The organism is Deltaproteobacteria bacterium (genome assembly GCA_016183175.1).
Lineage (GTDB): Bacteria > UBA10199 > UBA10199 > UBA10199 > SBBF01 > JACPFC01.
Genome location: JACPFC010000106.1, coordinates 22,850 through 34,521, shown reverse-complemented (window position 1 = coordinate 34,521; position 11,672 = coordinate 22,850). Strand labels below are relative to the sequence as shown.

At 52.3% G+C, this 11,672-nt stretch carries 14 protein-coding genes and 2 tRNA genes; 11 read left to right on the top strand and 5 right to left on the bottom strand.

The annotated features are described in order from the left end of the window. Window positions 1–80: 80 nt before the first annotated feature. Window positions 81–170, bottom strand: a tRNA-Ser gene (locus tag HYU99_10340). Window positions 171–260: 90 nt separating this feature from the next. Here HYU99_10340 and dnaX point away from each other — a divergent pair. The 6 genes from dnaX to HYU99_10310 all read left to right on the top strand — a co-directional run bounded on the left by dnaX (window position 261) and on the right by HYU99_10310 (window position 4,515). Continuing rightward, on the top strand, window positions 261–2,006 hold the full coding sequence (gene dnaX, locus HYU99_10335; protein MBI2340739.1) for a DNA polymerase III subunit gamma/tau: 1,746 nt from the start codon (window positions 261–263) through the stop codon (window positions 2,004–2,006). Then, window positions 2,003–2,314 (top strand): YbaB/EbfC family nucleoid-associated protein, encoded by a 312-nt coding sequence (locus HYU99_10330; protein ID MBI2340738.1) that lies wholly within the window; start codon window positions 2,003–2,005, stop codon window positions 2,312–2,314. Before dnaX ends, HYU99_10330 begins: the two co-directional genes overlap by 4 nt. Before the next feature lie 77 nt (window positions 2,315–2,391). Further along, on the top strand, window positions 2,392–2,991 hold the full coding sequence (recR, locus tag HYU99_10325) for a recombination protein RecR (GenBank protein ID MBI2340737.1): 600 nt from the start codon (window positions 2,392–2,394) through the stop codon (window positions 2,989–2,991). A 118-nt stretch (window positions 2,992–3,109) separates the two neighbouring features. Beyond that, window positions 3,110–3,691, top strand: a complete 582-nt coding sequence (locus tag HYU99_10320) for a GTPase domain-containing protein (protein MBI2340736.1) — start codon at window positions 3,110–3,112, stop codon at window positions 3,689–3,691. A 98-nt stretch (window positions 3,692–3,789) separates the two neighbouring features. Further along, window positions 3,790–4,047 carry a hypothetical protein gene (locus tag HYU99_10315; GenBank protein MBI2340735.1) on the top strand — a complete coding sequence of 86 codons (258 nt, stop codon included), beginning with the start codon at window positions 3,790–3,792 and terminating at the stop codon, window positions 4,045–4,047. An 18-nt stretch (window positions 4,048–4,065) separates the two neighbouring features. Further along, on the top strand, window positions 4,066–4,515 hold the full coding sequence (locus tag HYU99_10310; GenBank protein ID MBI2340734.1) for a PilZ domain-containing protein: 450 nt from the start codon (window positions 4,066–4,068) through the stop codon (window positions 4,513–4,515). Between the two features lie 31 nt (window positions 4,516–4,546). Here HYU99_10310 and HYU99_10305 read toward each other — a convergent pair whose 3' ends face one another. Next, complete coding sequence (locus HYU99_10305) at window positions 4,547–5,305, bottom strand: ZIP family metal transporter (protein ID MBI2340733.1); 759 nt, start codon at window positions 5,303–5,305, stop codon at window positions 4,547–4,549. Between the two features lie 74 nt (window positions 5,306–5,379). Between HYU99_10305 and HYU99_10300 the strand changes: the two genes are divergently transcribed. Genes HYU99_10300 through HYU99_10290 form a run of 3 tightly spaced genes read left to right on the top strand, consistent with a single transcriptional unit; the run spans window position 5,380 to window position 8,656 of the window. Continuing rightward, window positions 5,380–6,864: a leucyl aminopeptidase gene (locus HYU99_10300; protein MBI2340732.1), complete on the top strand. Its 1,485-nt coding sequence runs from the start codon at window positions 5,380–5,382 to the stop codon at window positions 6,862–6,864. A gap of 27 nt (window positions 6,865–6,891) precedes the next feature. After that, the gene (locus tag HYU99_10295; protein MBI2340731.1) at window positions 6,892–8,040 is read left to right on the top strand and encodes an AAA family ATPase; all 1,149 of its coding nucleotides are present in this window, start codon (window positions 6,892–6,894) and stop codon (window positions 8,038–8,040) included. Continuing rightward, window positions 8,033–8,656 (top strand): DUF4276 family protein, encoded by a 624-nt coding sequence (locus tag HYU99_10290; GenBank protein ID MBI2340730.1) that lies wholly within the window; start codon window positions 8,033–8,035, stop codon window positions 8,654–8,656. The genes HYU99_10295 and HYU99_10290 overlap by 8 nt, the downstream gene beginning before the upstream one ends. 157 nt (window positions 8,657–8,813) lie before the next feature. Here the strand turns inward: HYU99_10290 and HYU99_10285 are convergent, their stop codons facing one another. The 3 genes from HYU99_10285 to HYU99_10275 form a co-directional block, all read right to left on the bottom strand. After that, window positions 8,814–9,254: a DUF4399 domain-containing protein gene (locus tag HYU99_10285; protein MBI2340729.1), complete on the bottom strand. Its 441-nt coding sequence runs from the start codon at window positions 9,252–9,254 to the stop codon at window positions 8,814–8,816. Further along, window positions 9,251–9,766 carry a peptide-methionine (S)-S-oxide reductase MsrA gene (gene msrA / locus HYU99_10280; GenBank protein ID MBI2340728.1) on the bottom strand — a complete coding sequence of 172 codons (516 nt, stop codon included), beginning with the start codon at window positions 9,764–9,766 and terminating at the stop codon, window positions 9,251–9,253. Before msrA ends, HYU99_10285 begins: the two co-directional genes overlap by 4 nt. A gap of 104 nt (window positions 9,767–9,870) precedes the next feature. Further along, a tRNA-Gln gene (locus tag HYU99_10275) sits at window positions 9,871–9,941 on the bottom strand. Between the two features lie 61 nt (window positions 9,942–10,002). On the opposite strand from HYU99_10275, the gene HYU99_10270 reads away from it, so the two are divergent. Both HYU99_10270 and HYU99_10265 read left to right on the top strand, forming a co-directional pair. Continuing rightward, the gene (locus tag HYU99_10270; protein MBI2340727.1) at window positions 10,003–10,935 is read left to right on the top strand and encodes an RNA polymerase factor sigma-32; all 933 of its coding nucleotides are present in this window, start codon (window positions 10,003–10,005) and stop codon (window positions 10,933–10,935) included. Further along, window positions 10,932–11,630 carry an NAD-binding oxidoreductase gene (locus HYU99_10265; protein MBI2340726.1) on the top strand — a complete coding sequence of 233 codons (699 nt, stop codon included), beginning with the start codon at window positions 10,932–10,934 and terminating at the stop codon, window positions 11,628–11,630. The genes HYU99_10270 and HYU99_10265 overlap by 4 nt, the downstream gene beginning before the upstream one ends. The last annotated feature ends 42 nt before the right edge of the window (window positions 11,631–11,672 follow it).

The following is an 11,672-nucleotide window of genomic DNA, read 5'->3' as shown; positions in this document are numbered from 1 at the left end:
CTTGTATTCTCGCGGGGAAATACCATGCCGAGGCGCAACGCGCCAAGGCAACTTCTTACGATTTTTCTGAAAGTACAAATTGGCGGAAGGGGTGGGATTCGAACCCACGTACCCGGTTAAGGGTAACACGCTTTCCAAGCGTGCGCCTTCAGCCGCTCGGCCACCCTTCCTTCATTGTTGATATAACGTATATTGGCCAAGTCCGGCAATCGGGAAAACAGGTATTGAAAACATCCATGGCATATGTTCTAAAAGTTTTTATGGCTTATCAGGTTCTTGCCCGCAAATACCGCCCGCAGTCGTTTGAGGAGGTGCTGGGACAGGAGACGACGGTCAAAACGCTGACCAACGCCATCGCGCAAAAACGCCTCCACCAAGCCTATCTTTTTTGCGGCGCCCGCGGCGTCGGCAAGACTTCCCTCGCGCGGATTTTGGCCAAATCGCTCAACTGCGAAAGGGGGCTAACCCCCACGGGGTCGACGATCGCCCCCTGCCAGACCTGTACAGCATGCGTGGGGATCACCCAGTCCAACTCGCTGGATGTCCGGGAAATCGACGGCGCCTCCAACACCGGCGTGGATGATGTCCGCGAACTGCGCGAGCAGGTGAAATATCTCCCCACCGGCGGGAAATACAAAATCTATATTATCGACGAAGTCCACATGCTCTCCCAGGCCGCCTTCAACGCCCTTTTAAAAACCCTTGAGGAGCCGCCGCCGCACGTCATTTTTATTTTTGCAACGACCGAACCGCACAAGATTCCGGTGACGATTCTTTCGCGATGCCAGCGCTTCGATTTTAAACGCCTCTCTGTCCCCCAACTGGTCGGCCACTTGAAAAATATTCTGGCCCGTGAAAAAATCGCCGTGGACGAGGAAGGTCTGACGCTCGTCGCCTCGTGCTCCGAAGGATCGGTGCGCGACTCTCTTTCGCTTTTGGATCAGGTCATCAGCTTTTGCGGCGCGGGGGCTACGCCTGACCAGGTGCGCGAGATCCTGGGGTTGGCCGACCGGGCGCTTCTTTTTGCCACCCTGGAGGCGCTTCTTAAAGAAGATGTCCGGGCGGTGCTGAAGCAGGCCCAATCGGTCTATGAACAGGGGTTTGACCTGAAAATTTTTTCCGAAGGACTTTTGGAGATGATCCGTCATTGCCTGGTCATGGCCGAAGGGGGAGATGAATTTGTCGATCTCCCCCCCGCGGAAAAGGAACGGATCAAAAAAATGGCCTCTCTCATTCCGGCCGCAAAATACTTGACCCTCTTTCAAATTTTGGCGCGGGGGGTGGAGGATCTGGCGCGGAGCGATTTCCCCAAAATGGCGTTTGAGGTCACGCTCCTAAAGATGTTGAGAGCCAAGGAGCTGATGAGTATTCCGGAGATTTTGGAGAGATTGGAAACACAAGGTTCATCACAACAGGCGTCATCCTCTCACCTCTCCCCTCCCTTGAGGGGAGGGGACAAAGGGGAGGGTGGCACTCGAGCTTCACCCTCTCCCCTACCCGGGGACCCACCGAACGCCACTGGTTCGAGTGAGGTGGGGGCAGATACTGACTCCGCTCCCAAGTCGCTTAATCCGCCACTGGCGGCGCGACTTGGGAACCCTCCCCTCAAGGGAGAGGGGGTTAGTGGATGGACCAACTTCGTCAAAAAAGTCCTCGAAGTCCGGCCGCAGGTGGGGGCGATTCTTGAGCATGCGCGGCCATTGGCGATTCGGGACGACTCGATCGACCTCGGTTTCGAGCCGAAATCGCTCTATGCCGACATGCTCCGCGAACGGATCGAGATGCTTCAGGAGGTGGCCGGTGGTTATTTCAAAAAGCCGGTGAAATTCGGCATCCGTTTTCTGGGGGAAACGGGAGGCGCCCCCGCCTCCGCCCGCGAACTCCGTGAGGAAGAGGAAAAAAAGAAAAAAGAGGCCTTGACCGCCCGCGCCCTGGCCGATCCGATGGTGCAAAAGGCGCAGGAGCTGTTGGGGGCGAAACTAAAAGAGGTGAAAGAGATTAAATGAAAATAACCGAAATCATGAAACAGGCGCAGGAACTGCAAAAAAAGCTGGCCAAACAACATGAGGAGTTGGGCTCAAAAGTTTTCGAGGCCGCAAGCGGCGGCGGCATGGTGACGGTTAAAACCAATGGAAAGGGAGAGATTCTCTCCGTAAAACTCGATCCGGAGATAGTCGCCAAAGATGACGTCGAGATGCTGGAGGATTTGATTGTCGCCGCCGTCAACGAGGCGTTAAAAAGGGTCCGCGAGGCAACCCAGGACGAAATGTCGGGAATGATGGGAAATTTGGGCCTAAAAATTCCGGGATTTTAAATACTGTTGATCGTTGATGGTCGATTGGTGATGGTTGATGGTGCAATTTTACCTCTATCAACTATCTACCATCAACCATCAACCAGTGTCTGACCCCCCTCGATCGCCTTATCCATGAACTTTCCAGGCTCCCCGGCATCGGCCAAAAAACGGCCCTGCGGCTGGCGTTGCACATTCTGCGCCAGCCCGCCGATTACGCCCAGGCGCTGGCCGAATCATTGACGGACGTGGCGGAAAAAATCCGTTTCTGTTCCCGCTGTTTTCATTTGACCGAGGCCGACCCCTGCGTCCTCTGCGCCGACCTCCGCCGCAATCAGCAGATTGTCTGCGTCGTCGAGGAGTCTTCCGATCTTTTGGCCATCGAGCGGACGCGGGAGTTCCGCGGCGTTTATCATGTTTTGCAGGGGGCCCTCTCGCCTCTGGACGGCATCGGTCCCGAAAATTTAAAAATCGGGGAGCTCCTCCGTCGGCTTCGCACCGAAGAGATCCGCGAACTGATACTGGCCACCAATCCCAATGTCACCGGCGACGCCACCGCCCTTTATATTTCCAAGATGGTCAAACCCCTCAATATCAGGGTAACCAAACTGGCCGCCGGCATTCCGGTGGGGGGAAACATTGAGTATATCGACCAGATGACGCTCGCCCGCGCCCTAGAATCGAGGATGGAATACTAGTGAGCGAGGATCGGATTCACTCCGTCCGAGCGAACGGGGGGGACGGGGGCGCCAGCGGCAAAGCCCCCGATTTAATTGATTGACAGCCTCCCTTGCCGCTTCATAGCATACCATCACCATGTCGGTCATCAACACGGTCAAGAAAGAAATCAACTTTAAAATCGTTTACTGCGGCCCCGGCCTTTCGGGAAAAACCACCACCCTCCAGCAGTTGCAAAACCAGGTTCAGGCAAAATCAAAAACCAAAATCAAGAGCCTCTCCAAGACCGAAAAGACCCTCTTTTTCGACTTCCTCCCCCTTTCCTCCAACGGGATCAAGGGGTTCAAGACCCGTTTTCAGGTCTACACGGTCCCCGGCCAGCCGCTCTATGAAGATTCCCGCAAACTTCTTTTAAAAGGGGTGGACGGGATCATTTTCGTTGTCGATTCGGCGCTGGAGCGCCTGCAGGACAATCTCGATAGTAGCGAGGAGTTGCGCAACCATATCCAAAAAATGGGATACGCCCCCAAGGATATCCCGATTATCATCCAGTACAACAAGCGCGACCTGCCGGATGCCTGCGCTCTGGATGAACTGCGAAGGGTCGTCAACACCTTCCATGTCGCCGACTTTGAGTCGGTGGCCCTGCAGGGAAAGGGAATTCTGGAACCATTCCAGGAATGCCTCCGGCAAGTGATCCTGACCTTGAAGACAGCGTGACGGCAGTGGCCGTCTTCGCCAAATTTTTGACTGAATTAATGGACAAAGCGGCTAAATTTGTCCTTTGAAAAGGGGGCTGATTCTGCGACAATACGAATATGGATACGGCACTGGCCAAACGGTATCTTCGGATATGCAACGTGCAGACGGCGGTGACAAGGCTGGAGGTGCGGCGCATCGAGCGGGACATAAAAAAAATGGATGTCGTTCTTCAAAAAAATCTTGCCGATGAGGAAAGAATCGCCTCCGGTCTGGGCGAGGTCCGGCGCAAGCACAAAAGCCTGGACAGGCGCCTCGAAGAGGCGGGGGAAAACCTCTCCCGTTGCAAATCTTATCTTGCCTCGTTTCAATCCTAGAATTATAACCCTGCCGTGATGGAAAAAAGACGATTCGCGCGCACGCCGGTCGCGGCGCAACAGCATCTCCTCTTTTTCAACCCGCAGAAAAAAATTCACAAAGATATCGTCGTCTCGAAAAATCTTTCCGCCGGGGGCGCCTGTTTCCGTTCCGCAACACCCATAGAAGCCGGGACTTACGCGCTGGCATACCTGGACGAGAATGCGCTTGATGACCTGAAAACCAACCGCGGCAACATATTAAAGACCGGCAATTACTTCATGGGAAGAATCGTCTGGAATCGCCCGTCGGAAAAAGGGGATGATCCCTTCTACGAGGTCGGCTTTGCCTTTTTGGGCCGTAACGAAGGAGACCTTGACTCGATGGATTTGTTTACCCACCTCATCAATCACTTCACGGCGGAACAAATTAAATCGGGGGCTTTGCCGCTGGCGCCCCCGCGCCCCCCGTTCGCTCGGACGGAATAAATCCGATCCTCGCTCACTAATGTTTTGCCGGTTAATGTTCGGGAAGCAAAAAAGCCAAAAGGGCGAGCAGGAGAATTCCCCCCAGAAAGGCGGCAAGATTTTTAAACCGTCGTTCGTGCGCCCGATGGACCTCGGGCAAAAAATCGGAAGTTGAGATGTACAAAAACGTCCCCAGGCTTAACGCCAGCGCAATCCCCACCGACTGGTCGCCGATCGACTGGAGCAAAGTAACCGACACCAGCGCCCCCACCGGGATGATCGACCCGAACACCAGGATAAACAACAGAATCTTTCTCCGCCTCCACTTTGCCTTTCTTAAAATGCTGGCCAGGGCAAAGCTGGAGGGGATTTTGTGCGCCATGATGGCAAAAAAGACCACCGTCCCCAGGCCGGGTCGGCCCCCCAGCCCCGGAACCATCAACGCGCTTCCCAAGGCAAAGCCGTCAAAAAAGGTGTGCGTCACCATCCCGGCAAAGGCGGCGATCCCCATCGTGTGATAATCGCAATGCGTCTCTTCGCAGGGGTGGAGCATGACGAATTTTTCGAGGATGAAAAGAAAAAGAAAACTGACCAAGATGCAAAACCCGACCCAGAGGGGATTGCCGCGTGAAATGGCGTTCGGCATCAGATGGAGAAATGCGGTAGCGATGAGAACCCCCGCCGAAAAGCTGACAAAGGTGTGGAGATGATCCTCCTTCCACCGGCGAAGGAGGGGAATGGCCCCTCCCAAAAGAGTCAGCAGAACCGCCAAAGCGCCAAAATAGGCGAGAGTGTTATAAGTTTGCAACATGGGACGATGGTACAAGATTTTCTTGGAAAACGGCAACACTTAAGATAAATTGTAAGATTCCAACGGAGGACTAAATGAAATTCACCTATGATACGCGCGATCTTACCACCATCAAAACCGACCTCCTTGTGGTCAACATGCACGACGGAAAAATCGACACCCACACCTTCGCCAACCGGATTGACAAAAAACTGGGGGGCGAATTGCGAAAGCTCATCCGGCGCGAAAAATTCGAGGGAAAGGCGGGGCAGACCAAACTGCTCAACACGCACGGAAAAATGCCGGCCGAATATGTGATGGTCCTGGGGCTGGGCGATAAAAAGGATTTTAATCTCGATGTCGTCCGAAAGGGGGCGGGAAAAATTGTTCAGGCGGCGGGTCAAATCCGCGCCACGCATATCGCCACCGCGGCCCACGGCGGACATCTTGGCCTTTTTTCCAAAAAGGACTGCGCGCAGGCGGTGGTGGAGGGAATGGTGCTTGCCGCCTATTCGTTTGACCGCTACAAAAAGAGGCCAAGAGAGGCGCACGAAATCAAAGAGGTTGCCATTCTCTGTCCCGACAAATCCAAAATCCCGGAAGTTAAAAAAGGAATTGAACGGGGATTGTTTTTGGCCAACGGCGTCTGTCTGGCGCGCGACCTCATCAACACGCCGGCCCTCCACATGACGCCGGCCGAGCTGGGACGGGTGGCTAGACGCCTAAAAGGGGTGCGGACCCGCCTGTTCAACACCGCCCAAATCCGCCGGATGAAGATGGGGGCTTACTTGGGGGTCGCCCAGGGGAGCATCAATCCCCCCGCCTTCATCGAAATGCATTACCGCCCTGCGGGAAAACCGAAAAAGAGAATCGCGCTGATCGGCAAAGGGGTCACGTTCGATTCCGGAGGCCTTTCGCTCAAACCCCCCAAGTTCATGGAAACAATGAAGGACGACATGTCGGGCGCCGCGGCGGTGATTGGCTACATGTCGGTGATCGCAAAATTAAAACCGAAGGTGGAGGTTTGGGCCTTTGTGGCGGCGGCGGAAAATATGCCCGACGCGATGGCCCAGCGCCCCGGCGATGTGGTGACGGCGATGAACGGAAAAACCATTGAGGTCTTAAACACCGACGCCGAAGGGCGGCTCACCCTCGCCGACGCCATCAGCTACGCCGACAGGAAAAAACCGGATTACTTAATCGACGTGGCTACCTTAACCGGTGCTTGCCTCGTGGCCTTGGGAGAGCGGATATCGGGCATCATGGGAAACGACAGGGAGTTGGTGGATAAGTTGATTAAAAGCGGCCAAAAAACCGGCGAAAAGATGTGGGAGCTCCCCCTGGCGGAGGAATACAAGGAGGAATTGAAATCGCCCATTGCCGATTTGAAAAATGTCGGCGGCAATTACGGCGGCACCATCAACGGCGGCCTGTTCATCCAGGAATTTGTGGGAAAGAACAAATGGGCCCACATCGACATCGCCGGCCCCTCATGGACCGACAAACCGCGCGAGTATGAGCCCAGAGGCGGCACCGGGGTGATGGTTCGCACCTTCGCGGAGTTTATTGATAGTTTATGAAGATAAACTCATTCAACTGCTGTTTTTATGTTAATTAGCAAAATATTACTTAAAAATTGGCGAAACTTTAGAAGCGTTGATGCGAAGCTCGGCTATAGAGCATTTCTTGTCGGTCCAAATGCCTCAGGAAAATCTAACTTTTTGGATGCAATACGTTTTTTGAGAGATATAGCTAAAACGGGTGGTGGTTTGCAAAAAGCTGTTCAAGAACGTGGTGGTTTAACCAAGATCCGTTGTTTAGCCGCCCGACAAGACCCGGATGTTGAATTTGAAATCCACATCTCCGATGATTTAGGTGATAAGCCAAAATGGATTTATGCAATAGGAATAGCTCAGGAGGTCCGAGGTTACAGACAGGCATATTTGAAATACGAACGGGTATGGAAGGAAAAACAACAAATTTTAAATAGGCCGGATGATCAAGACGTAGCTGATAATCTAAGGTTAACACAGACACATCTTGAACAAATTAATGCAAATTTGCTCTTTAGGGCAATTGCCAATTTCTTTGAATCAATTCAATATCTTCATATCGTACCACAACTAGTACGTCACCCAGATGCTTTTCCGGGGCCAGGAATTCCTGGCGATCCCTTTGGACTTAGTTTTCTTGATCGCTTGGCACAAGTCCCTGAAAAGACCCGAAAAAGCCGCTTGGGAAAGATTGGAGAAGCTCTACGATCAGCAGTGCCACAACTTAAGGAATTATCTTTTGTACGTGACGATCGAGGTTTGGCTCATTTGGAGGCAGTGTATGAGCACTGGCGACCACATGCTGGCAAACAAAGAGAAGATCAGTTTTCAGACGGAACGATCAGACTCATTGGATTGTTGTGGTCTCTCTTCGAAAGTGATTCCGTTTTACTCTTAGAAGAACCGGAGCTATCTCTTCATCCAGGTATCGTAAAATTGCTTCCCGCATTAATCTACCGGCTTTTGAGGGAAAAGAAACGCCAAATAATTATCACAACGCATAGTGCTGATCTACTATCAGACAGAGGCATTGGTGCTGGTGAGACTCTTATTCTTAGGCCTCATCAGGAGGGAACAGAAGTTGAGAAAGCTTCTGATCTTGGAGAAGTAACCGATTTGCTGAACGCTGGACTAACCATAGCAGATGCAGTGCTACCCAGAACCCTACCATTAAAGCTGGACCAACTAAATCTCTTTGAATAAAAAAAAATACATAATACCGCTTAGTCTTGTAGTTGAAGATGCTCTGAGTAAAGCGCTTGCTGAAAAGATATTGGAAAATTCTAGAAAGCGATTTGCTGTTAAAACAGTGTATGATAGAGGTGGTGTTGATTACATAAGAACTAAAATTCGTGCCTTTAACAAAGCGGCCAAGAGCATTCCTTATTTTGTATTAGCCGATCTAGACCGCTATGGTTGTGCGCCTGATCTTATTAAAGATTGGCTGGCAAGTGACAACAAACAAAAAAATCTTATCCTTAGAATAGCTGTCAAAGAGGCAGAAGCGTGGTTATTAGCTGACAAGAAAAATTTGGCTAGTTATCTGAAAATTAATGCAGGGCTTGTACCTGAGCAGATTGAATCGATAAATGACCCAAAGACAATTCTGATAAATCTTGCCAGACGATCAACATCCAGTAAGTTACGTTCAGCAATCGTACCAGATGTTTCCACACGATCAATTATTGGCCCGGATTATAATGGTGTACTCACAAATTTTGTCCGCAACTTTTGGGATATCAGGGAAGCACAGAAAAGATCCGATAGTCTTAGAAGAGCAATCAAGGCTATAAAGAAATTCAAACCAAACTGGCAATAACGGATGGAACAAAGGTGCCTAACAGTCTGTTGACAAAGTCACGTTTGACGTCATCCCCGTGAAAACGGGGATCCAGAAGTGTTTGAAAAGACTGGATTCCCGCTTTCGCGGGAATGACAATTTCAGCCCCTTGCAGACTTTGTCAACAGCTAAAGACCTACTGCACATTAATATGCACCACATCGGACATCACCGGCGGATTATGCGGGATGTGGTTGCCGTCGGCCAAAAGAAGCCGGAAGTAGTGCCACCCCGGAGTGAGAGTTAGGCTCGCCTCGGTTTCCCCCTGGCCGAAGTGCCGGATCTGCTCGCTGGATGGAAGCGGCCGATCCAAAGGGGGGAGAGCCTCGAGATCGATGAGCAGATGATGATGCCCCGTATTTTCGCCCCCCGTGGGCCCGGCGGGAGCGATCATCATCCCTTCCAAGCCGAATTTGACCTTGACCGGATTGTGTACCGTCGCCCCGTCGGCCGGTTCGATAATAAACACGCGGGCCCCCGGGGGAGAAGCGTGATGCGGCATGCCGCCCTCCTCATGGGCAAAAACAGAATTCATCCCTAAAAACAACAAAGCAAAAACAAGAATTTGATTTTTCATGATGGTTGTCTCCTCTCATTACGCAAATAATGACAGCTGTATCCCCCCGGATTTTTCAGCAAATAGTCCTGATGATATTCCTCGGCAGTGTAAAAGGTTCCGGCCGGGACGATTTCGGTCACAATTCCTTTGGACCATTTGCCGGAGCGGTTGACGTGATCGCGGACCTTGAGCGCCGCCTCTTTCTGTTTTTCGCCGTGATAAAAAATGGCCGACCGATACTGGTTCCCCACATCGTGCCCCTGTTTATTCAGGGTGGTAGGGTCGTGAAGACGAAAAAAATAGTCGAGAAGCGCCTCGTAGGAAATTTTGGCCGGATCAAAAACGATTTCGATCGCCTCGGAATGTCCTGTTGTCCCGGTGCAAACATCCTCGTAGGTGGGATGTGAGGTGGTACCGCCGGTGTAGCCGACGGTCGTATCGAGCACCCCCGGAATCTCCCGAATAATCTTCTCCACCCCCCAAAAACACCCGGCGGCGAGCGTTGCGATTTCTTTTTGCGAAACGGTCATAAAAACCAATATCCGGGACTTGGATTCGAACCAGGGGTCCCCGCCGAACGCCACCGGTTCGAGCGAGGCGGGGGCGGAGACGGCAGAAGCAACCAAGTCCCTTGATCCGGGAGAAGGATTCGAACCTTCATTGACGGAGTCAGAGTCCGTAGTCCTACCATTGGACGATCCCGGAAAATCAGGCATCATCTATCGTAGATTGACTCCGGCTGTCAAAATGTTAAATCTTGAAGCGCATGCCAAGGAAATCATCAAAGAAATCGGCGTTTAAGGCCCCGCATGATCAAGCCCTTGTTCCTCTTATCCACGAAGAGGCACTTCCCGTTCCGGTCGATTCGCTTCACCGATATCTGATGGAAGTCAGCCGGTATCCGTTGATGACCCGCGAGGAGGAGATAGCGGTGGCCCGGCATTACTTTGAGCATCAGGATCCCGAATCGGCCAAAAAACTGGTCGTCTCGAACTTAAGACTCGTCGTGAAAATCGCCATGGAATATTCCCGGGCCTTTCACAATCTTCTTGATCTGATTCAGGAGGGAAACATCGGCCTTTTGCGCGCCGTGAAAAAATATGACCCCTCCAAAGGGACGCGCTTTTCCTATTATGCCGCCTGGTGGATCCGGGCCTATATTTTGAAATTCATCGTCGACAATTTCCGGCTGGTCCGGCTCGGCACCACGCAGGCGCAGAAAAAATTATTCTATAATCTGATGAAGGAAAAACGAAAGATCGAATCGATGGGGTTTTCCCCCGACTCGCGCCTCTTGGCCGAAAAAATGGATGTGAAGGAAAAAGAGGTGGTGGAAATGGAGCAGAGGATGGGTTTTGGCGATCTGTCGCTGGATGCCCCCAACCCGCATTACGACGGTAAACTCAACATCGACATGTTCGCCTCCGGGGAGACCCCGGCCGACCAACAGGTAATGGATGAGGAATTGAAAAATCAGCTCTTTTCCAATCTGGATGAATTTGTCGCAACCCTCAAAGACAAGGAAAAGAAAATATTCCGTGAACGGCTTTACGCCGAGGTGCCGAAGACTCTTCAGGATATTGCCGACGAATACGGCATCACGCGCGAGCGGATTCGCCAACTGGAGGAACGGGTGGTGTTGAAATTAAAAACGTTTTTCAAGGATAAAGGCTTCGAAGTGGATCTCAACCGGTCATGAGAAAAAAATCTCTAACCAGCGCCGCCCTTCTGACGGAAAAAATCCGGGAGACGCCGCAGGCGTTTCATTTCGTCTTCACCATCGAGGATGGGAAAGTGGGAAAATCGTTTACCCGTCCCGGTCAATACACGGTCATCAGCATCCCGAGCGGCAACGAAAACTATTTCGCCATGTCGAGCTCCCCGCGCGAGCCAACATGGTCGTTTTTGATCAAAGCGGGGGCGCCGCTGACAAATGTGCTTGTCACCATGAACCCGGGAGACGCCGTTACGGTGACCAGTGCCCGCGGCGGGGGATTTAGAATGGGAACCGGCCATGGCAAAAATATCCTCCTCTTTGCCGCGGGCACCGGGATCGCCCCGCTCCGTTCGGCCCTTCGGTGGATTATGGAAAAACGGCAAGACTACGGCGACGTCACTCTCTTCTACGGCGCCCGGAATCCGGACGAATTTGCCTATGCCCATGAATTCAGCGACTGGAAAAATGGGGGGGTTGAAATCATTCAGACCGTTTCGAATCAGGCCCACCCCGCTTGGAAAGGCCTCTTCGGCCATGTACAGCGGCATATCGCCGATTCGTGCAAAACTGAAAACACCATCGCGCTGGTCTGCGGAATGGAGGGGATGGTCCGAGATGTATCCGACCGCCTGAAAGCGCTGGGCCTCCCGCAAAACCGGATTCTGACGAATTATTAAATTCCCCCTTTCCCCCCTCCGCCACCCTCCATACTGCCGGCG